The 20,741-nt window shown below is 66.6% G+C and carries 15 protein-coding genes and 2 pseudogenes; 14 read left to right on the top strand and 3 right to left on the bottom strand.

Annotation, left to right across the window (positions count from 1 at the left end; genetic code table 11):
• Positions 1 to 5: 5 nt before the first annotated feature.
• The 7 genes and pseudogenes from ACIUM1_RS02365 to ACIUM1_RS02335 all read left to right on the top strand — a co-directional run bounded on the left by ACIUM1_RS02365 (position 6) and on the right by ACIUM1_RS02335 (position 9,310).
• Positions 6 to 1,412, top strand: coding sequence for a fatty acid desaturase family protein (locus ACIUM1_RS02365; RefSeq protein ID WP_406815698.1), 1,407 nt, complete (start codon positions 6 to 8; stop codon positions 1,410 to 1,412).
• Positions 1,413 to 1,718: 306 nt separating this feature from the next.
• Entirely contained in the window at positions 1,719 to 3,023 is a 1,305-nt protein-coding gene (locus ACIUM1_RS02360) for a molybdopterin-dependent oxidoreductase (protein WP_406815697.1), read from the top strand.
• Positions 3,016 to 3,492, top strand: a complete 477-nt coding sequence (locus tag ACIUM1_RS02355; protein WP_406815696.1) for a hypothetical protein — start codon at positions 3,016 to 3,018, stop codon at positions 3,490 to 3,492. Before ACIUM1_RS02360 ends, ACIUM1_RS02355 begins: the two co-directional genes overlap by 8 nt.
• A gap of 1,166 nt (positions 3,493 to 4,658) precedes the next feature.
• Complete coding sequence (locus ACIUM1_RS02350) at positions 4,659 to 6,281, top strand: class I adenylate-forming enzyme family protein (protein ID WP_406815695.1); 1,623 nt, start codon at positions 4,659 to 4,661, stop codon at positions 6,279 to 6,281.
• A complete protein-coding gene (locus tag ACIUM1_RS02345) occupies positions 6,268 to 7,041 on the top strand; it encodes a class II aldolase/adducin family protein (RefSeq protein ID WP_406815694.1) in 774 nt (257 codons plus the stop codon). The genes ACIUM1_RS02350 and ACIUM1_RS02345 overlap by 14 nt, the downstream gene beginning before the upstream one ends.
• A 115-nt stretch (positions 7,042 to 7,156) precedes the next feature.
• Positions 7,157 to 8,425: an amidohydrolase family protein gene (locus ACIUM1_RS02340; protein ID WP_406815693.1), complete on the top strand. Its 1,269-nt coding sequence runs from the start codon at positions 7,157 to 7,159 to the stop codon at positions 8,423 to 8,425.
• 64 nt (positions 8,426 to 8,489) lie between these two features.
• Positions 8,490 to 9,310, top strand: a pseudogene (locus ACIUM1_RS02335) (class I SAM-dependent methyltransferase).
• 7 nt (positions 9,311 to 9,317) lie between these two features.
• Here ACIUM1_RS02335 and ACIUM1_RS02330 read toward each other — a convergent pair.
• A complete protein-coding gene (locus ACIUM1_RS02330) occupies positions 9,318 to 10,337 on the bottom strand; it encodes an NAD(P)H-dependent flavin oxidoreductase (protein WP_406815692.1) in 1,020 nt (339 codons plus the stop codon).
• A 120-nt stretch (positions 10,338 to 10,457) separates the two neighbouring features.
• On the opposite strand from ACIUM1_RS02330, the gene ACIUM1_RS02325 reads away from it, so the two are divergent.
• Positions 10,458 to 12,059 carry an arylsulfatase gene (locus ACIUM1_RS02325; RefSeq protein WP_406815691.1) on the top strand — a complete coding sequence of 534 codons (1,602 nt, stop codon included), beginning with the start codon at positions 10,458 to 10,460 and terminating at the stop codon, positions 12,057 to 12,059.
• A 16-nt stretch (positions 12,060 to 12,075) separates the two neighbouring features.
• Here the strand turns inward: ACIUM1_RS02325 and ACIUM1_RS02320 are convergent, their stop codons facing one another.
• On the bottom strand, positions 12,076 to 12,741 hold the full coding sequence (locus ACIUM1_RS02320; protein ID WP_406815690.1) for a class I SAM-dependent methyltransferase: 666 nt from the start codon (positions 12,739 to 12,741) through the stop codon (positions 12,076 to 12,078).
• Positions 12,742 to 12,778: 37 nt separating this feature from the next.
• Positions 12,779 to 13,387 carry a SecDF P1 head subdomain-containing protein gene (locus ACIUM1_RS02315; RefSeq protein WP_406815689.1) on the bottom strand — a complete coding sequence of 203 codons (609 nt, stop codon included), beginning with the start codon at positions 13,385 to 13,387 and terminating at the stop codon, positions 12,779 to 12,781.
• A gap of 246 nt (positions 13,388 to 13,633) precedes the next feature.
• Between ACIUM1_RS02315 and ACIUM1_RS02310 the strand changes: the two genes are divergently transcribed.
• The 6 genes and pseudogenes from ACIUM1_RS02310 to ACIUM1_RS02285 all read left to right on the top strand — a co-directional run bounded on the left by ACIUM1_RS02310 (position 13,634) and on the right by ACIUM1_RS02285 (position 20,733).
• Entirely contained in the window at positions 13,634 to 14,317 is a 684-nt protein-coding gene (locus tag ACIUM1_RS02310) for a TetR/AcrR family transcriptional regulator (protein ID WP_406815688.1), read from the top strand.
• Positions 14,318 to 14,566: 249 nt separating this feature from the next.
• Positions 14,567 to 15,769, top strand: a complete 1,203-nt coding sequence (locus ACIUM1_RS02305; protein ID WP_406815687.1) for a cytochrome P450 — start codon at positions 14,567 to 14,569, stop codon at positions 15,767 to 15,769.
• Positions 15,769 to 16,605: a mycofactocin-coupled SDR family oxidoreductase gene (locus ACIUM1_RS02300; protein WP_406815686.1), complete on the top strand. Its 837-nt coding sequence runs from the start codon at positions 15,769 to 15,771 to the stop codon at positions 16,603 to 16,605. The genes ACIUM1_RS02305 and ACIUM1_RS02300 overlap by 1 nt, the downstream gene beginning before the upstream one ends.
• Before the next feature lie 30 nt (positions 16,606 to 16,635).
• Positions 16,636 to 17,604 carry an enoyl-CoA hydratase/isomerase family protein gene (locus tag ACIUM1_RS02295; protein ID WP_406815685.1) on the top strand — a complete coding sequence of 323 codons (969 nt, stop codon included), beginning with the start codon at positions 16,636 to 16,638 and terminating at the stop codon, positions 17,602 to 17,604.
• Positions 17,601 to 19,975, top strand: a pseudogene (locus ACIUM1_RS02290) (CaiB/BaiF CoA transferase family protein). The gene ACIUM1_RS02295 and the pseudogene ACIUM1_RS02290 overlap by 4 nt, the downstream one beginning before the upstream one ends.
• Positions 19,972 to 20,733 carry an SDR family NAD(P)-dependent oxidoreductase gene (locus tag ACIUM1_RS02285; protein WP_406815684.1) on the top strand — a complete coding sequence of 254 codons (762 nt, stop codon included), beginning with the start codon at positions 19,972 to 19,974 and terminating at the stop codon, positions 20,731 to 20,733. Before ACIUM1_RS02290 ends, ACIUM1_RS02285 begins: the two are co-directional and overlap by 4 nt.
• Positions 20,734 to 20,741 lie beyond the last annotated feature (8 nt).

The following is a 20,741-nucleotide window of genomic DNA, read 5'->3' as shown; positions in this document are numbered from 1 at the left end:
GGCTCGTGACAACTGCCGTCAAAAGGGCTGGGGAGACACCGCTTTCCCGCTTTGGGGAACAAGAACTGGAAAAGCTCGCGAAGGAATTCGACGCCATCCACGACGAGGTGTTCGCCGACCTGGGCGACCGGGACCGTCGTTACATCAAGAACGTCATCTCGGCACAGCGACAGATCGTGGTGGCCGGCCGGGTGCTGTTGCTGGCATCGCGCTCGAAGACGGCGTGGCTGTTGGGCACCGCCTGCCTGTCCATGGCCAAGATCTTGGAGAACATGGAGATCGGCCACAATGTCATGCACGGTCAATGGGATTGGATGAACGATCCCGACATCCACTCCTCGGTGTGGGATTGGGACACGGCGTCGACCGCCGAGTCGTGGAAGCACTCCCACAACTACATCCACCACACCTTCACCAACATCCTCGGCAAGGACAAGGATCTCGGCTACGAGATCATGCGGATCGACCCCAACCAGAAATGGGAGCCCCGCTTCCTGTTCCAGCCGATCTACAACCTCCTGCTCACGCTGCTGTTCGAGTGGGGGGTTGCCGTCCACGACATGGACATCGAAGCCATCCGCAAGCGCGAGAAGCCGTGGTCGGAGGTGCGCAAGGACCTGCGCGGCATCGGTGTCAAGGCGCGCGCGCAGATCTACAAGGACTACCTCGGCTGGCCGGCGATCAGCGCCGGGGCGTTCGCGCTCACCCAACTGGCCCTGCGCGGCAGGCTCGAGCAGCCGGCCAAGTCACGGTTGGGCAGGAGGCTGCGCAAGGTGTCCAGCGGTGGTCGCATCGGCGCCGCCGCGAACTTCCTCGACAAAGTCGCACCCGGCGTCGAAAGTACCTACCTGCGCACGCTGGCCGCCGATGCGATTGCCAACGTGATCCGCAACGTGTGGGCGCACGCGATCATCTTCTGTGGCCACTTCCCGGACCAGACCTACACGTTCACCCAAGAGGAGACCGAGAACGAAACGCGCGGCGGTTGGTACGTACGCCAGTTGCTCGGCGCCGCGAACATCGACGGCAGTCCGCTGTTCCACATCATCAGCGGCAATCTCGGTTATCAGGTCGAACACCACCTCTACCCGGACATGCCGAGCAGCCGATACTCCGAGATCGCGCCCCAGGTCAAGGAGATCTGCGAGCGTTACGAATTGCCGTACAACTCCGGCCGGTTCGGCAAGCAGTGGTTCATGGTGCACCGCAGCATCTTCCGGCTGGCGTTCCCGGGTGGAAAGCCGCGGCCAAAGCCCGGTCCTTACCACGGCAACGTCCATCGGCCCGACCCGGGACGTCCCAGCGAGGGAGATCGGTTCCGTGACCGGGTTCCCGCCGAACACCCCGCGGCCGGTCCCGAACACGACTCCGGTGGTGTTGAGGTGCAGCCGCCACCGCGCGGCCAAGACTGACGGCGCGCCCACTTCGCGCCGGCCGTGGGTGGTTGCTAAGCGGATTCCGTATCGCGCCACCGACGGGTGGAGCGCTGTCCGGCCCTGAGTAGCGTTACCCGCAAAGGGGTTTGGGCCGGGTCCGGGAGCGCAATGACGGGCCCCACCATCGAGCAACCGGCCGACGTCGAGATCGGCGACATCACGATTCGCCCCACCGTGCAGGGCCAGGGTTCGCAAAGCAAGCGCTGGATTTGAACCACGGTCGCCGCCCGGTCGTGAATGATCACTGATGACACAGACAGGGTCGCTGATTGCGGGGGGCGAATGAAGCCAACGCGGACGACCGGCAGGCGCGCCACGGCTGACATCGAACCGACCGACCGTTTCGCCCGGCTGTGGCGCAGTCCGCTGCGCGGACCCTGGCTGACGTCGGTATTCGGCTCGGTGCTGTTGGTGACGCTGCCGATCGTCATCCTCACCGGCCTGCTCTCCTACATCGCCTACGGGCCGCGGTTCGGCCAAGCCATCCCCGGCGACGTCGGCTGGCTGAAGCTACCCACCTTCGACTGGCCCACCGATCCGTCATGGCTCTACCGGCTGACCCAGGGGCTTCATGTCGGGCTAGGGCTGGTGCTCATTCCCGTGGTGCTGGCCAAGCTGTGGTCGGTGCTGCCCCGGCTCTTCGTGTTTCCGCCGGCGCGGTCGATCGCCCAACTGCTGGAACGGGTTTCGCTGCTGATGCTGGTCGGCGGGATCCTGTTCGAGATCGTGACCGGCGTGCTGAACATCCAGTACGACTACATCTTCGGCTTCAGCTTCTACACCGCGCACTACTTCGGCGCGTGGGTGTTCATCACCGGCTTCGTCATGCACGTCGCGATCAAGAGCCGGCGCATGTGGGCCGGTCTGCGCTCGCTGTCGCTGCGCGACGTGCTGCGCACCGGATTGGCCGACACCGCCACGGAGCGCTGGGAGCCGGACGGGCTGGTCGCCGCCGACCCGAGCCCTGCGACGATCAGCCGCCGAGGGGCCCTGGCGTTGGTTGGCGGCGGCGCGCTGTTCATGGCCATCATCACCGCGGGGCAGACGCTGGGCGGCCACACGCGCCCGGCCGCACTGCTGTTGCCGCGGGGCCGCAGCCGCGGTGACGGGCCCAACGACTTCGAGGTCAACCGGACCGCGGCGGCGGCCGGGATTTCCGCCGAGAACACGGGTGCACGCTGGCGGCTCACTCTCAGCGGTGGCGCCCACCAGGTGACTGTGGACCGTGCGGCGCTGCTGGCAATGCCTTTGCACACTGCGGTGCTGCCGATCGCCTGCGTGGAGGGCTGGTCGACCACTCAGACCTGGACCGGCGTGCGTCTGGGCGACCTGGCTCGATTGGCCGGCGTGCCCGTGCCGGAATCGGCGCACGTGTCGTCGTTGGAGCGCTCCGGCGCGTTCGGACAGGCGACCTTGCAGGGCAGCCAGGTGCTGCACCCCGATGCGCTGCTGGCGTTGCGTGTCAACGGCACTGACCTGTCGCCGGATCACGGCTTCCCGGCGCGCATCATCGTGCCGGCGCTGCCCGGGGTGCACAACACCAAGTGGGTGGAGTCGATTGCCTTTCGGGCGGCCGCAAATGCATAGCGCCCGAACGCTTTTCGGCAGGCTCTACGGGTCGAGCCCATTGCATTTGCTGACCCTGGTCGCCGGATTCGCGCTCCTGGCCTACGTGGTGGCCACCATCAAACCGATCACCCTGTGGAACCCACACGTGTGGTGGCAGTCGATCATCGTGTGGTTCGCCGCGGCCATCGTCGCGCACGACCTGGTGTTGTTCCCGGTCTACGCGTTGGCCGACCGGCTGCTGTCACGCGGCAGTGTTCGTCCCTCGGTGCAGCGCGTACCGGTGGTCAACCACGTGCGGGTGCCGGCACTGGGCGCGGGCCTGACGCTGCTGGTGTTCCTTCCCGGCATCATCGAGCAGGGCGCTCCCACGTACGAGGCCGCGACCGGTCAAACGCAGGGTCCTTTCCTCGGGCGCTGGCTCCTGTTGACCGCAGCGATGTTCGGGGTCAGCGCCGCGATCTACGCCGTGCGCGTCGTGAGACGATGAACCGGGCCGTCCGCTAGTCCGTCGAACCCGGCTGACCTGGCCTGCCGCATCACGACGGCGCGAGCTGGCGCACCTTGTCGCCCCACTAGAGGACCCGCCCCAATGGCACACCGGTGCGGCTGAGCGGGAAATAACGAAAAACCAGGAGCAAAGGGGCCACGCGGCTGCTAACAGCACGAAAACCTTGCTTTTCACCGGTGTTAACATTTCCGCGTCGCCACGGCGAGGTGCAGTGTTCCGGGCGCCCGGGTGCGCCCCAGGAGGCCGTAAAACTCTTGTGCCGCTATCGATCTCAACCATTTAGCGCTCCGCGCCAAGGCGGGTTCGAGCGAGTCAAGCGTGCCGGACGACCTCGAAGGATCCGTGGCGCGCGCTTCGCCTGCCGCATGTGCCCGGTGCGGCGGCTACAGTGGTGAGTCGTGGGAACGCGACAATGCGGGGTGGCGGCGGCATGGTCCGCCTGCTCGGCCGCGCTTATCTTGACTTTCGGCGGCATAGCGCCGGTGACCGCCACGACCGGTGCCACAACGGCCCATCCGGATATCTGCTTTATCGGCGTCAACTGCGGCTGCACTCGAAACTGCACTCCACCGCATCCCCAGGTGCCAAGCAATATCGGCAATCCGTCACCTCCCCCGCCCCCGTCCGCTCCTGCCCCGCCCCGCGCAGTCGACCCCTAACCGGCTTGGGAACCAAGAGACTCAACTGTGGCGATGCGTAAAACTTGCGGGGTCGCAAACGATCGGCTGCGTGAGGCCGTGGAATTGGTCGGGAGCCCTGGGCAGGTCCTGCGCGTCTCACGGCAACCAGCTGCAGTGGGCGTGGTGGGGAGTCGACGAGCCAAGGCAACTGCGGCGTGGTGCATCTGCGCGGCCGCGCTTGTCTTCGCGGTCGGAGACGCACTGTCGATGACGGTGGCGATGACGTCCGCATCGTCGTCGGACGTGTCTACCGTGCCTCCGTCACCGTCGACCCCCGGCGGCGCCTTGCCGGTCCAACCCGCCGGCGGAGGCGGCTGCATTATCGGCCTCAACTGTGGTTGCACTCGAAATTGCCACCCACCGCACACCCCGCCGCCGGGCAGCGCGGCCGCGCCGCAACCCGCGCCGCCCGCCCCGCCGAATCCCTAGCGCCGAAACCACGGGCGGCTTTCCTATCATTTGGTGATGAGCGCCGGTGGGCTGCAAACCGTGGGCTCGCCGGCATTCACCGACGAGGACTCGGCACGGTTTCGTGCCGCCGGCTGGTGGTGCGATTCGACGCTATCGGACGCGGTGCGCCGCAACGCCGAACTGACGCCGGCCCGTCCCGCCTATCTGGACTACGGTGGACCCGCCTTAAGTTGGCATGAATTCGACCGTGCCGCAACTCGTTTAGCAGAGACACTCGCCGGTGTCGGCGTCGCCCGCGGCGACCGGGTGGCGGTATGGCACGGCGACTCCGCCGCCATACATGTGCTGTTCGTGGCGGTGGAGCGCTGTGGGGCGGTGGTGGTCGGCATCGGCGCGCGCGCCGGCACCCGCGAGGCGTCGGCGATCCTGCGCAGCGCCCAGCCCAAAATCCTGATCAGCGACCGGCCCCGGGCCCGGGCCGCCGCGCAGGTGGCCGGCGAACTGCGGGTGCCCGGGTTGGTGCTGAGTCACGATGACGGGACGCTACAGCTCGACGTCGACGCCGCGCCCAAGGCGCTGGCGGCCGGCTCCGAACTCGGTCCGGACGACGTGTTCCTGATCAACTCGACGTCCGGGACCACCGGGCTGCCCAAATGCGTCGTGCACACCCAGAACCGCTGGCATTACTTCCACCAGAAAGCCGTCGCCAACGGGGCGCTGACCCGCGACGAGGTGTTTCTGCCGGTCATTCCCACCCCGTTCGGGTTCGGGCTGTGGACCAGCCACACCACCCCGATCTACCTCGGCGCCACCGCGGTGATTCTGGACCGGTTCAGCACCGAAGCCACCTGCGAGGCGATCGCCCGGCATCAGGTCACCGTATTGTGTTGCGTCAGCACCCAATTGACCATGCTGATGGCGAACCCTGCCAGCCGCGGCCACGATCTCAGTTCACTGCGCGTCGTGTACACCGGCGGGGAGGCTTTGCCGTATCGGCCCGCGGCCGAATTCGAGGATCTCACCGGTGCGAAAATCCTGCAGTTCTACGGCTCCAACGAGACCGGGATGCTCAGCGCGACCACCATCGACGACTCGCGCGAGCATCGGCTGCGCACCGCCGGGCGTCTCGTCCCCGAAATGTCGGTGCGGCTGTTCGACGGAGATCGCGACATCACCGAGACGGGGCGCGGCCAGCCCGCGTGCCGGGGTCCGGCGACCAGCCTGGGGTACCTCGGCGGCACCGACCACGACAAGCTGTTCACCCGCGACGGGTGGATGCGCATGGGCGACATCTGTGAAATCGACGCCGACGGCTACCTGCGCGTCACCGGCCGTACCTCCGATTTCATCCTGCGCGGCGGCAAGAACATCAGCGCAAGCCAGGTCGAAGACGCCGTCATGACGCATCCCGCCGTCGGGATAGCGGCGGCGGTCGCCATGCCCGATCCGGTGTTCGGCGAAAAAGTCTGCGTCTACGCCGAACTCACCGACTCCGCCACCGTGGACCTGCCCGGGCTCGTCGAACACCTGCTGACGTTGGGGGTTTCCAAGGAACTGCTGCCCGAGCGGCTCATCATTGTCGATGAGCTGCCCCGATCATCCGGCGGAAAGATAGCCAAAGGACGGTTGCGCGAGGATATTGGAGCCAGAATGGAGGCCGGTGATGAACGCTCCTGAGGCACGGCGCGGCGGGTTGGAAGTCTGGGCGCCGTCGGTGGTTCCCCCCGTCGGCGTCGACCTCTCCAGCGAGCAGGCGCTGGCCATCGCCTTCCGTCACCTGGCCGGCATCGGGTTCGCCGAGAACATGGCCGGGCATATCACCTGGCAGCCCGACGGCCGGACCGACATGTTCGTCAACCCGTGGGGGCTGTGGTGGCAGGAGATCACCGCGTCCGACATCTGCGTGGTCGACGCCGACGCGCGCGTGGTCAGCGGGCGGTGGGACGTCACCCCGGCCATCCACATCCACACCGAGCTGCACCGGGTGCGCGATGACGCCCGAGTGGTGGTCCACAACCATCCGTACTACGCCTGTGTGCTTGCCGCCTTGGGCCGACTGCCCGAGCTGGTGCACCAGACCGGTTCGCTCTTCCTGGATGACCTGTGCCTGGTCGAGACCTACGACGGCGAGATCGACAGCCCCGCGCGCGCCGCGGAACTCGCCGCCCGGATCGGCGGCGCCAATCTGACGATCCTGGCCAACCACGGCGTCATCGCGACCGGACGCAACCTGCCCGAAGCGGTCTACCGCGCGGCATCCATCGAACGGGTCTGCAGGCTGGCCTACGACGTCATGCTCACCGGCAGGGATCCGGTGGCCATGAACTGGTCGGACATGGCCGGCATGCAACGGTCGCTGATCGAACGGGCGGCCGACGTGTACTGGGCCGGGGCGGCGCGCATGACCATCAAGGCCGATCCCGATGTGCTCACTTGATCGCCGCCGTCGAGTGTGCGGCTACGGCGGCGACACGCCGACAGTCGTCGCCACCACTGCACACCGAAGGCCGTCATTGCACACGCAATATGCCGCCCCGCAAGGAGATTGACGAGTGAAATCGATCGACGAGCTGGCCACCGACCTGAACTTCACCACGGCCAAGACCGGCGCCCAGCGCTCGGTCACCTTTCTGCCGGATCCGCCGCGGGCCCCGCGCCGTTACACGGTGATCTCGGTGGACGATCACATCGTCGAACCCCCGGACACCTTCACCGGCCGCCTGCCACGCAAGTTCGCCGACCGCGCGCCCAAAGTCGTCGAGACCGACAGCGGAGGGCAGACATGGGTCTACGACGGCAAAGAACTGCCCAACGTGGGCTTCAACGCGGTGGTCGGACGGCCGGTTGCGGAGTACGGCTTCGAGCCCGTCCGATTCGATGAAATGCGCAGGGGCGCATGGGATATCCACGCACGTGTCAAGGACATGGACCTCAACGGCATCTACGCCTCGCTGAACTTCCCGTCGTTTCTGCCGGGCTTCGCCGGTCAACGCCTGCAGCAGGTGACCAGCGACCGCGACCTGGCGCTGGCCTCGGTGCGGGCCTGGAACGACTGGCATCTCGACGTCTGGGCGGGGTCGTATCCCGACCGGATCATTCCCTGCCAACTGCCCTGGCTGCTCGATCCCGAGCTCGGCGCGAAGATGATCTATGAGAACGCCGAGCGCGGGTTTCACGCCGTGGCCTTCAGCGAGAACCCTGCGATGCTCGGGCTGCCCAGCATTCACACCGACCACTGGGATCCGCTGATGGCGGCCTGCGCCGAGACCGGCACGGTGGTGAACCTGCACATCGGATCGTCGGGGTCGTCGCCGGCCACCACCGCAGACGCGCCACCGGACGTGCAGGGCGTGCTGTTTTTCGCCTACGCCATCTCCGCCGCGGTCGACTGGCTGTACTCCGGATTGCCCAGCCGGTTTCCCGACCTCAAGATCTGCCTGTCCGAAGGCGGAATCGGTTGGGTGGCGGGGCTGCTCGACCGCCTCGACCACATGCTGAGTTATCACGCGATGTACGGCACCTGGCAGGCGCTCGGTGAGCCCCTGACTCCGGCGGAGGTGCTGACCCGCAACTTCTGGTTCTGCGCGGTCGAGGACAAATCCTCATTCGTACAGCGTGACCGGATCGGCGTCGACAACATCATGCTGGAAGCCGACTACCCGCACTGCGACTCGACATGGCCGCACACGCAACGAACCATTCACGAGCAGATCGGCGATCTGCCCGCCGATGTCATCCGGAAATTGAGCTGGGAGAACGCGTCTCGGCTATACCGGCATCCAGTGCCGGCGGCGGTGCAACGGGACCCCGAGGCGTTCTGACCGGGCCGCGCGCCGCTATCGCGTTGATAGGGATGCGGACCGAACATCGGATGAGGAAATGGTCGTGACCACTACGGACAAGGTGGACTTCAGTTCCGTGCGTTGGGGCTCGGTGGAGTGGACCAACCTCGTCACGCTGTACCTGCGAGCGCATGAAAGCCGAATGGAACAGCCCATTCTGGGGGACAGGGCCGCCGCCGACGCGGTGAACCGCATCGACTACGACTTCAAGCGGATCCATCGGATGTCCTGGCCCGCGGCCAACCAATACCTGGTCGCGCTGCGGGCCAGGCAGCTCGACGACTGGTGCGCCGACTTCCTCAACCGACATCCGAATGCCATTGTGCTGCACCTGGGTTGCGGCCTCGACGGCCGCTTCTTGCGGCTAGGCCCACCGCCGTCGACGGTGTGGTTCGACATCGATCAGCCGAGCGTGATCGGGCTCCGCCGCCGGCTCTACGACGACACCGACCACTACCGGATGATCGGCTCGTCGGTCACCGAACCACAGTGGCTCGACCAAGTCCCCACCGGACACCCGACGCTGATCATTGCCGAGGGCCTGCTGATGTACCTGCCCGAGGACGACGTCCGGCGGCTGCTGCGGCGCCTGACCAACCGATTCACCGGCGGCGAAATGCATTTCGACACGCTCTCGGCGCTGGCACCGCTGCTGTCTAAGCTCTTCACCAGAGGAATCATCAAGTGGGGCATCCGGGACGTGCGCGAGATCGCCACCCGGAATCCCCGGCTGCGGTTCCTCGAGCAGACACCCGTGCTGACCGACTACCAGCGCATCCCGTCGGCCGCGGTGCGGTTGATCTACAAGCTGACCTGGCTGACGCCGGTCGCCACTACGACGTACTCAACCGCTTCGAATACTGACCAGCGATCACAGGTCGGATGCCAACCGGCGCAGGATGTCGACCGCGGGCTCCGCGGTCGCGTGCCGGTATCCGGTGCCCGCCCACAGGTGGACATAGTCCGGCCTGCCCGCCGCCGCGGCGGCCTTGCGCAGTGGGCTGGTCAGGTAATGAATCGCGGGATAACCGGCCGGTGCCTCTGCTTCGTGGGCGTCGATGAACGCGTTGCGCAGGCCGCGGGCCGGGCGGCCGGTGAAGGCGCGGGTCAGCACCGTCTCGGTGTAAGCGGGATCGGCCAGGGCCGCCTGATGAGTGGCCGACGCGCCGCTTTCGGTGGCGCGCAGCAGCACGGTGCCCACGGCGGCCGCGGTCGCGCCCGCGCGGATCACCTCGGCCACCGCGGCGGGGGTGGCCAGCCCGCCGGTGGCCAGCACCGGCAACGGCACCTTCGCGACGACTTCCTTCACCAGGTCGACGATCGGGACCGGCGTCAACGGCCGCAGCGGCGAGAGGGTGCCGGAATGGCCGCCGGCGGCGGCGGCCTGCACGACGAGCATGTCGACGCCGGCGTCGTGCGCCTGCGCCGCCTCGTCGGCCGTGGTGACCGTCTGCACCACAACGCTGTCGGCCCGTCGCAACGCGGCGATCACGTCGCGAGACGGAATGCCGAAGGTGAACGACACCATTGGAACCGGGTCGTCGAGCAACAGCGCGATCTTCTCGTCGAATCTGTCGTCGTCCTCGATGGGCTCCGGTGGCAGCGTCAGGCCGAACTGGTCGGCCTCGGCCTGAACGATCGCCGCGTAGTCGCGGTAGCGCTGTGGATCGACCGGCACCGGATTGGGCGCGAACACGTTGACGCCGAATGGAATACCCTCGGCGCGAACGGCTTTGATCTCCGCCTCGACGGCTTCGACGGTCTTGTATCCGGCCGCGAGCAAGCCCAGGGCGCCCGCACGGGTGGCCGCCGACACCATGGCAGGGGTGGTCGGGCCGCCCGACATCGGGGCCGCCACCAGCGGAACGGACATTCCAAACTGCGCCAACATCTCCATGCCCTTTCGCTCTTCCGCCGCGGTGCATCCCGGTACTGCCTGCCTCGACAATATCGGCGCCGAGCCGGTGCGGCAGCATTCCGCACGGCGACGCACCTGGCAGGATGCTTGAGCGTGACGCGCCCCAACTTCCTGGTGATCGTGGCAGACGACCTCGGCTTTTCCGACATCGGCGCATTCGGCGGCGAGATCGAGACGCCCAATCTCGATCGGCTGGCCCACGCCGGGATCCGGCTCACCGACTTCCACTCGGCGCCGGCCTGCTCACCGACCCGGGCGATGCTGTTGACCGGGACCGACCACCACATCGCCGGCATCGGCACCATGCTCGAGGTGGCGTCGCCGGAGTTCCGCGGCGCGCCCGGATATGAGGGGTATCTGAACGACCGGGTCGTGGCGCTGCCGGAATTGTTGCGCGACGCGGGGTATCTGACGCTGATGTCGGGCAAGTGGCACCTCGGCGCGACGATCGAGACCTCGCCGTGGGCACGCGGTTTCGAGCGTTCGTTCGCCCTGCTGCCAGCCGGGGCCAGTCACTACGGCGGCTCGGCTGCGCGCGGGTTCTCGCCCGTGCCAACGCTTTACACTGAGGACGATCAATTCGTCACCGTCGGCGACGACTTCTATTCGTCGGACTCCTATACCGACACGCTGTTGCGGTATCTGGATGAGCGCGCCCCCGACGACGACCGGCCCTTCTTCGCCTACCTGCCCTTCCAGGCTCCGCACTGGCCTCTGCAGGCGCCCGATGAATCGGTCGCGAAATACCGGGGCCGCTACGACGCCGGGCCGGACGCGCTGCGTGAGGAGCGACTGGCCGCCCTCAAGCGGCTCGGTCTGTGCCCGTCGGATGTCGTCGCACACCCGGTGGTGGCCGACGGCGCGCCGGAGTGGGCGGACATGACCGACGAGCAACGCGCACACTCGGCCCGCAGCATGGAGGTCTACGCCGGGATGGTCGACCGGATGGACTACAACGTCGGCCGGGTTATCGACTACCTTTCGGCCAGTGGGGAACTCGACAACACCGTCGTCGTCTTCCTGTCCGACAACGGCGCCGAGGGCGCCATCGTGGAGGCGATGCCGCTGCGCGGTCCGCAGATCGCCGCGCAGATCGAAAAGCACTGCGACAACAGCCTGGACAACCTGGGCCGGCCCACGTCGTTCATCTGGTACGGCCCCCGCTGGGCGCAGGCGGCCACCGCGCCGTCGCGGCTACACAAGGCTTTCACCACGCAGGGCGGGATCCGCGTGACGGGCTTCGTCACCTGGCCTGGCTTCGCCCGACAACAGCAGATCGGCACCGCGTTCAGCACCGTGATGGACGTCGCGCCGACCCTGCTGGAGCTGGCCGGAACCACGCATCCGGGCACGTCCTACCGCGGCCGCGAGGTGGCCGCGATGCGCGGTCGCTCACTGGTCGATTACCTCACCGGCGCCGCCGAGACGGTGCACGACGCCGACACCGGCACCGGGTGGGAGTTGTTCGGCCGCCGTGCCATCCGCCAGGGTGACTGGAAGGCGCTGTACCTGCCGGCACCGTACGGCCCGGGCCGCTGGCAGCTCTACGATCTGGCATCCGATCCCGGTGAGATCGACGACCTGGCCGCATCGCGGTCCGACAAGCTGGCCGAGCTGCTGGCGCTGTGGGATCGCTACGTCGAGGAAACCGGCGTGATCCTGGACCCCGTCTCCGTGTACGAAGTCGAACTCTGACCCACCCGCTTCTCGATCACGCGCCGGGTCGATGGGCCTCGAACAGCTCGACCGAACCGCTGTGCCGTGCAACCAGGACTTCCAGTCCCGCATCGCTCATCCAGCGCTGCACGTCACCGGCCTGGGGCGTATCCCCGAAAAAGCCCGCCGCCTGCAGCGCGGTCACAAAACGATCCTGGCGCCGGCCGCGACCGCGTACACACGTGCTCCCACGAAGAATCCCACCCGGCTTGAGCACGCGGGCTAGTTCGACGACCGCCGCTCGCGGGTCGGGAAGGCAATGCAGCCCGTTGAACGTCAGTGCCAGGTCAAAGGTGTTGTCCTGGAAGGGCAAGTCGGTGATATCGGCCTCGGTGAACTCCATCAGGTCGGCGACGCCCAACTGAGTTGCCCGGCTGTGCGCCCGCCTGAGCATGTCCGAGGATATGTCAGCGGCCACGTAGCGGCAGTCCTGGCCAGGGCGCAAGCCACGGAAGGCGAATCCGCCACCGCTCGGGATGTCGAGTATCTGCGCGCCGGCGGGAGCTGCACCGACACGCTTAACCTCTTTGAGGAGGTCGTGTAACGTCGCTCCCCACAACGCTTTTGCGCCCACCGCGGCGACACTGTCGTGCATTGCGGCCGTGTTGTACAACGCCGAGGCCACCCGAGCGCCACGCCAGCGGTCCGTCACCTGCCCCATCCGCTGACTCTAACTGAACAACGGCCTGACGGCGGCGTCACGCGGGACGACCTACCAATTGAGCCAATTGCGCCGCGCCCTGGGCGGTTTGGGTGGTCAGCACGATCCGCCCAGAGGTGGCCGGTTGTTCGATGATCGGCGCCTCCAAAACCATGTTGTCCCGGATGAAGGCCATGTGGTCCTGCAGATGCGTGCCCGTGAATGCGGCCCAGGCGGCCGCCGACGGCGGATCCAGTACCAGGGTCAGTTCGTAGTAGTCCGCGGTCAACGACTTCGGGGGATCCACATGGACGAGCCCCAGCTGCATGGTCTCGGGATCCAGCGTGTACACGGTGTTTCGCCCGATATCACAGGTGGTGAGTACGTCGGCCGGCTTAACGGGGGCGTTCGGATCGATGGCCGGGCACTTCACCGCGGGCGTCGTCGGCTGTGACTTGGTCACCGGCCGAACCGGCAACGGCGCGATCTTCACGGCCGGCGGCGGTGGCGGAGGCGGCGGCGCGGTCGTGCTGGGCGGCGCGGTGGTCGATGAACTGGGCGGCGCGGGCTTGTGCGTCTGCTGACAGCCGCACATCACGGCGGCGAGCAGGCCGATGGACCCAAGCCAGGCGACCGCATTGCGCGCGCTGAACCTATTGTGAATCATCCGAATACACTCTACTCGCAGGATCACTTAATCCATGTCGACTAATCCATGTCGACGGGAACTCCTGCACCGCAATTCCTTTGGCGTCTGAGAGCGCGATGCGTTGAAATCGCGTAATTGGGTGAAAGTCTGGGTGAAAGTCGTCGGAGCCGCTTGGCCTGCAGCCATGTGGCGTGCCGATGACCACGGGAACAAGCTCTTTACCGACACTACGAATATAGAGTAAGGTCGCGGACTAAGAAAATCATGGACAAACGACGAAAGCCCAACCCCGCCGAACGCCGCCGTGACCTATGTGATGCGGCGATCCGGTTGTTGGCTGATGACGGGGCCAAGGGGCTGAGCCACCTGAAGGTCGATCGCGCCGCCGGGGTGCCGGACGGCACGACCTCGTTCTATTTCCGGACGCGCTCGGCGCTGTTGCGCGCCGTCGCCGAGCGCTCGGCCGAGTTGGACCTCGCCGAACTGCAGGCGATCGCGGACAGCTCGCACACCGCGGGTGTGGACCGCGCACCGTCGCGGTTGTCTCAGGTGGTCATCCAGGCCGGCAGCGATCCGCAGCTGTACCGGACCAGGGCCCGCTACGAGCTGACCTTGCAGGCCACCCGCGACCCCGCGCTGGCCGCGATTCTGCAGCAGGCTACCGACGAGTTCACCAAGCTGCACCGCGAAATCCTGGTCCAGCTCATGCCGCACGGCGCCGAGCTGGATCCGGCCGTCGTCGAGGATTTGAGCAACGTCACGCTGACCTTCATCAATGGCCTGCTGCAGCGGTTCGCCCACGGTGACCGAATCGTCGACAGCGCCGAACAGCTCGACGGAATCCTGTCGGCGATCGCCGCCGGGATATTGAAGAGTTCGAACAAGGGGCGGCTGACCCAGGCCGGCGGCCTGCAGGCGGTGCGCCGCGGGGCGGCCGGATCCGGGTGAGGGCGCCGCGCGGACACGGCGCGCCGGGCTCTGGATCTTGCCAGGGCATCGGCTGTATGGTTCTCTACGAGAATAGAGTAAGACCACGTTTCGGCGCCGTTTTCAGCGGCGCTTGTACGAAAGTCGAAGCGACGCATTTAAGCGGAGTGTACAAATTGCCCGGACCGAATCCATCGCTGCGACGCTGGCGGCGCTAGCCCTGGTGCAGGTAATGCGGGTACCGAAAATTGCAGCGGTAGGAGGGTTTTCGTGACGGCGAGCACCGATAGCCATGTTCGTTTTGATCCATACGATGTCGATCTGATCGCCGACCCGTATCCCATGTTCAAGCGGCTGCGGGACGAGGCGCCGCTGTACTACAACGCCGAATACGACTTCTATGCGTTGAGCCGGTTCGCCGATGTCAACAAGGGCATCCTCGACCACCAGACCTACAGCTCCGCGCGGGGCGTGATCATGGAATTGATCAAGGCCAACCTCGAGATCCCGTCGGGCATGCTGATCTTCGAGGATCCGCCGATCCACGACGTGCACCGCAAGCTGCTGTCGCGGATGTTCACCCCCCGCAAGATCGCCGCGCTGGAGCCGATGATCCGCGAGTTCTGCGCGCAATCGCTGGATCCGCTGGTGGGCTCCGGTCGGTTCGACTTCGTCACGGACCTGGGCGCGATCATGCCCATGAAGGTGATCAGCGCGCTGCTCGGGATTCCCGAAGAAGACCAGGAATTTATCCGCGATCGCGGTAACGCCCAGCTACGCACCGAGCCCGGCAAGCCGATGAGTGCCGCCGAGCACGGCCTGTCGGTGGGTGAGCAGTTCGAGGCCTATATCGACTGGCGGGCTGAGAATCCGTCCGACGACATCATGACCGAGTTGCTCAACGTCGAATTCGTCGACGAGACCGGTACCACGAGGCGGCTGAGGCGCGAGGAAATCCTGGTGTACCTCAATGTGGTGGCCGGAGCGGGCAACGAAACGACGACGCGGTTGATCGGTTGGGCCGGCAAGGTTCTCGCGGAGCATCCCGACCAGCGCCGCGAACTTGTCGACAATCCGGCGCTCATCCCGCAGGCGATCGAGGAGCTGCTGCGCTTCGAACCGCCCGCCCCGCACATGGCGCGTTATGTGACGCGCGATGTCATTGCGTATGACCAGACGGTCCCGGAAGGCAGCGTGATGCTGATGCTGATCGGCGCCGCGTGCCGCGACGAGCGGCAATTCGGGCCCGACGCGGGCGAATTCAACATCCACCGCACCCCCCGGCCACACCTCACATTCAGCGTCGGCGCCCACTTCTGCCTGGGCTCGGCGCTGGCGCGACTGGAAGCCCGTGTCGCCCTGGAGGAAATCCTCAAGCGGTTTCCGGAGTGGGAGCCCGATCTGGCCAACGCCACGCTCAGCCCGACATCGTCTGTGCGGGGCTGGGAAACCCTGCCAACCGTGGTGCCCTGATGACCGGCCGGGTCGAGGGCAAGGTGGCATTCGTCAGCGGCGCGGCCCGTGGTCAGGGCCGCAGCCACGCCGTCCGCCTGGCGCAAGAGGGCGCCGACATCATCGCGATCGACGTCTGCGGACCGATCGAGAACCTGGCCTATCCCCACTCGACGCCGGAAGACCTCGCCGAGACGGCGGATTTGGTCAAGAACCTCGACCGGCGCGTCGTGACCGCGCAGGTGGACGTTCGCGACTATGACGCGCTGAAGGCCGCGGTGGACAGCGGTGTCGAACAGCTCGGCCGCCTCGACATCATCGTCGCCAATGCCGGCGTCGGCACCGACGGCAGGAAGCTGCACAAGATCCGCGAAGACGTGTGGCAGGACATGATCGACATCAACCTCAGCGGCGTGTGGCATACCGTCAAAGCCGGAGTGCCGCATGTCCTTTCGGGCGGGCGTGGTGGCTCCATCGTGCTCACCAGTTCGGTGGGCGGCCGCAAGGCCTACCCGAATACCGGACACTACATCGCTGCCAAGCACGGCGTCATCGGGTTGATGCGCGCGTTCGCCGTCGAGTTGGGGACCCACATGATTCGGGTCAATGCCGTGCTGCCCACCCAGGTCAGCACCACGATGGTGATGAACGACAACACCTATCGGCTCTTTCGCCCGGACCTGGAAAACCCCGGGCCGGACGACTTCGCCCCCATTTCGCAAATGATGCACACGCTCCCGGTGCCATGGGTGGATGCCATCGACATCAGCAATGCTGTCCTGTTCCTCGCCTCTGACGAATCTCGTTATGTCACCGGCGTTTCGCTTCCCGTCGACGCGGGCAGCTTGCTCAAATAGGCGCTAACCCCAAGTGAAAGAAGAAAGCCCATGCCCGAATACGACTACGAAAAACTGAAGAAGGAAGCCGAGCAGTACATCAAGTTCGAGAAGGACAAGAAGAACCGGATCGCCTATATCACGTTCAACCGCCCGGAAGAGCTCAACTCGACCACGCTGGGCATGCGGCACAACTACGCGGACCTGATCCACAAGTGCAACGTGGACGACGACGTCAAGGTGGTCGTGATCCGTGGCGAGGGGCAGGATTTCGGCAGTGGTGGCGACCTACCCGAGCAGCGCCCGATGCTGGAGAACCCCGGACTGCCGCTGCATCACGAGCTCGCGATCAACGATGACGACGTCAAGTACCCGCCGGGTGGTTCCTACCGTTACCTGTCCACCGTCACCGACTTCTACGCCAAGGCCCGCGCCGGAAACCGCCCGCTGCAGGAGCTTCGGAAGATCAGCATCATCGAGGCCAAGGGCTACTGCTACGGATGGCACTTCTATCAGGCCGGCGACGCCGACCTGGTGATCGCCAGCGACGACGCCCTGTTCGGGCATCCGGCTTTCCGTTACGTGGGCTGGGGACCGCGGCTGTGGTGGTGGGCCGAGACGATGGGCCTGCGCAAGTTCTCCGAGATGCTGTTCACCGGACGGCCGTTCAGCGCGAAGGAGATGTACGACTGCGGCTTCGTCAACAGTGTGGTGCCGCGGGACAAGCTGGAGGCGGAGACCGAGAAATACGCGCTGGCATGCTCGAAGTCGCGCCCCACCGACACCGTCGCGGTGCAGAAGACCTTCCTCGAGCTGTACAAGCAGCACAAGGGTGAGTACTTCGGCAGCCTGCTGACCGGCATGGTCGAGGGCATGCTGCCGATGATCAAAAACGATGCGGAAGAGGTCGACCTCACCGGCGGCACCTTCGAGAAGGGCCTCAACAATGTGGTCAAGGACAACGACTTGAACTTCCCGCCGGAGTGGCGTCTGAGCCGCTCGGGGCGCGCGAAGCCCTGACCGTCTTGGCGGGACGGGCATGTCCGCGCTGACGGGTATCAGGGTCGTCGAGTTGGCCGAATCCGTCGCGGGGGAGTATTGCGGCAAGCTGCTGGCCGACTTCGGCGCCGAGGTCATCAAGATCGAGGCACCGAAGCGAGGCAGCGCGACCCGCGCCATGGCACCGGTCCTCGCGGACGGGTGTGAAGGCAGCGGCCTGTTCGCCTACCTGAACACCAACAAGCGTTCCGTGGTGCTCGATCTCGGCTCGGCCGACGACGTGGAGCGGCTGCACCGGCTGATCGACACCGTCGACGCGGTGATCGAAGACCGGCCCGGGGACTGGCCCGCGCGTCACCCGTCCGTGGTCTTCTGCTCCATCACCCCGTACGGCCGGGGTGCGGCCCCCGAGTTCGACAATGCCCGGAGCATCAACGTGTTCCACGCCAGCGGGTGGGGATATCACACTCCGAGCCACCCGGATCCCAGCAGGCCGCCGCTGCAGGGGCCGGGCCGCTTTCTGGCCGACTACGAAGCCGGGCTGGAGGCGGCGCTGTGTCTGGCGTCGTCCTTGTGCGGACGACTACGCACCGGCCAGGGCGAGTTGATCGACATCTCCCAGCAGGCCGTGCTGGTCTCGCGCGCCGATTGCATACTGGGTCGTTTTATCACCGGCGAGGTGCCGGCCGACGGTGAGCGCGATGATTACGATCAGGCCGGACCGGCCTCGTTTTTTGCCTGCGCCGATGGTTTCGTCTACCTGTACATGACCAGCCGGGCCCACTGGGCCGGGCTGAAAAATTTGATGGGCCAACCCGAATGGCTCGACGCGTTCGAGGACGACTGGCTGGAGTTCTCCGTCACCGCCGAGAAGGTCAGCGGGTTTCAGCGGGGGTTCGCCGACTGGGTCGCCGGTCTGCCGAAAGAGGAGGCATCGGAACGGGCTCAGCGGCTCGGAGTGCCGCTGGTGGCGGTCAACGGCGCCGCGGATCTGCATCGCTCGCCGCAGTACCGGCATCGCGGTTTCTTCCAGCGGGTGAGCCACCCGGTGCTGGGCGAAGCGGCGTATCCGACCGTGCCGTATGCGTTCAGCGCGTCACCCGCGCGAATCGTCAGTGCCGCACCAGAACTCGGTGAGCACACGCGGTTGGTCATGGAGAACCGCGACAACCCGCGCGCACGGCCGACCGCGAAGTCGAGGCAACTCAAGCCGCCCCGGGACCCGCGGGGCGGCCCGCTGGAAGGTGTGCGCGTCGTCGAGCTCACCAAGGTGTGGGCAGGCCCGTACGCCGGAAAACTGCTGGCGATGCTGGGCGCCGAAGTCGTCAAGATCGAAACGGCGGACAGTCCCGAGGAAATGCGCGCGTACGGCGGCACCGACATCAACCATGCACCGTACTTCTTGAGCATCAACCCCGAAATCCTCAGTGTGGACCTCGATATCAAGTCGGCTGAGGGGATGATGCGGCTGCGCGAGCTGATCGCCCGCAGCGACATCGTCATCAACAACCTGCGCCCCGGCGCCATGGAACGCCAAGGCCTGGGCTATCGCCAGCTCACCGAGATCAAACCCGACATCATCTCCGTGTCGATCAAGATGTGGGGCAACGACGGGCCGCTGGGCCACCAAACCGGTTATGCGCCATGCTTTGCCGCGCTGGCCGGACCGGCGTCGCTGGTCGGCTACCCCGGCGGGCCGCCGCTCGGGACCAGCATGCGCTACGGCGACTCGACGGTGGGCGCCGCCGCCGCGTATGCCGCTGTGGTGGCACTGCTGCATCGGGAGCTCAGCGGCACAGGCCAATTCGTCGACGTCTCGGCCGTGGAAACCCTCTCCTCGATGATCGGTGACTGCCTGCTGGAGCAATCGCTGACCGGGCGACCACTGGGTCCCGGTGGCAATGTCCACCCGGACATGTGCCCGCATGGCTGTTACCCGTGCGCCAACGGCGCCTGGATCGCGGTGGCGGTCGCGGATGACGCCGAATGGCGCAGCTTGTGCCAGACGCTCGGTGCCGCACCACTGGCCGACGATCCGCGCTACGCCACCCAAGGCGCGCGCCACCGGCACGCCGAGACGCTCGACGCGGACCTGGCCCGGCTCACCCGAGACCGGGAAGCGGACCCGCTCGCGGCAAGCCTGCGCGCGGCCGGAGTGCCGGCAGTCAAGAGCGCCACAGCGCCGGATGTGATCGCCGATCAGCGGCTGTGGGACCGCGAACTGTATCGTTTCGTCACCGATCACCGCGAAGGCCAGCGACCGGTGCTGGGGCCGTCCTGGCGGCTGGCGCGCTGCCCGGCGCGGATCGCGCGCGGCGCACCGGACCTGGGCGAGCACACCGACTACGTTCTACACGAGATACTCGGCACGCGACCGATGGGCGGAATATGACGACTCTGGCACGCACCGTGGCTCTGGTCACCGGCGCCAGCAGTGGCATCGGTGCGGCAACGGCGCGCGCGCTGGCCGCCCAGGGAGCGGCGGTGGCGTTGCTCGCGCGCCGGGCCGACCGGTTGGCGGAGTTGAAAGCCGAGATCGAATCCACCGGTGGCACAGCGCTGGTGGTGGCCGCCGACGTCACCGATGCCGAACAGGTGGCGTCCGCGGTGCGACGCACCGCCGCGGAACTGGGACGCCTCGACATCCTGGTGAACAACGCCGGCCTGATGCAGTCGGCGCCCGCGACCGAGGCGCCGCTGCGCGATTGGGACCAGATGGTGGCGGTCAATGTGCAAGGTGTGCTGTATGCCAGCCACGCGGCGCTTCCACACCTGATCGAGGCGGCCGCGGACTCGCCGCGCGGGGTGGCCGACCTGGTCACCATCAGTTCCACCGCCGGCTGGGTGGCCCGGCCGAACACCGCGGTGTATTCCCTGACCAAATTCGGTGTGAACGCATTCAGCGAGGGCCTTCGCCAGGAGGTCCTCGGCAAGCGGGTCCGGGTCGGAGTGGTCGGTCCCGGAACCGTTGACACGGAGATCTTCAGTCACCTGGCCGACACGTCACGCGAGGCGTTCGAACGCCAGACGGCCGGCATGGTCATGCTGCGACCCGAGCACATCGCGGATGCCGTGTTGTTCATGGTGACCCGCGACCGGCGGGTGGCGGTCAACCACATGCTGGTGCGCTCGGCCGAGCAGACCTGGTAGCGGCGTGG

Origin of the sequence: Mycobacterium sp. M23085 (genome assembly GCF_045343915.1) — a bacterium.
Classification (GTDB): domain Bacteria; phylum Actinomycetota; class Actinomycetes; order Mycobacteriales; family Mycobacteriaceae; genus Mycobacterium.
The sequence above is the reverse complement of the archived record's forward strand: the minus strand, read 5'-3'. Positions and strand labels throughout refer to the sequence as shown.

Excerpts from the sequence above, each read along its gene's own strand:
- ACIUM1_RS02360 (WP_406815697.1), top strand. The coding sequence starts at position 1,719 with ATGAAGCCAACGCGGACGACCGGCAGGCGCGCCACGGCTGACATCGAA.
- ACIUM1_RS02355 (WP_406815696.1), top strand. The coding sequence starts at position 3,016 with ATGCATAGCGCCCGAACGCTTTTCGGCAGGCTCTACGGGTCGAGCCCA.
- ACIUM1_RS02350 (WP_406815695.1), top strand. The coding sequence starts at position 4,659 with ATGAGCGCCGGTGGGCTGCAAACCGTGGGCTCGCCGGCATTCACCGAC.
- ACIUM1_RS02345 (WP_406815694.1), top strand. The coding sequence starts at position 6,268 with ATGAACGCTCCTGAGGCACGGCGCGGCGGGTTGGAAGTCTGGGCGCCG.
- ACIUM1_RS02330 (WP_406815692.1), bottom strand. The coding sequence starts at position 10,337 with ATGTTGGCGCAGTTTGGAATGTCCGTTCCGCTGGTGGCGGCCCCGATG.
- ACIUM1_RS02320 (WP_406815690.1), bottom strand. The coding sequence starts at position 12,741 with ATGGGGCAGGTGACGGACCGCTGGCGTGGCGCTCGGGTGGCCTCGGCG.
- ACIUM1_RS02315 (WP_406815689.1), bottom strand. The coding sequence starts at position 13,387 with ATGATTCACAATAGGTTCAGCGCGCGCAATGCGGTCGCCTGGCTTGGG.
- ACIUM1_RS02310 (WP_406815688.1), top strand. The coding sequence starts at position 13,634 with ATGGACAAACGACGAAAGCCCAACCCCGCCGAACGCCGCCGTGACCTA.
- ACIUM1_RS02300 (WP_406815686.1), top strand. The coding sequence starts at position 15,769 with ATGACCGGCCGGGTCGAGGGCAAGGTGGCATTCGTCAGCGGCGCGGCC.
- ACIUM1_RS02295 (WP_406815685.1), top strand. The coding sequence starts at position 16,636 with ATGCCCGAATACGACTACGAAAAACTGAAGAAGGAAGCCGAGCAGTAC.
- ACIUM1_RS02285 (WP_406815684.1), top strand. The coding sequence starts at position 19,972 with ATGACGACTCTGGCACGCACCGTGGCTCTGGTCACCGGCGCCAGCAGT.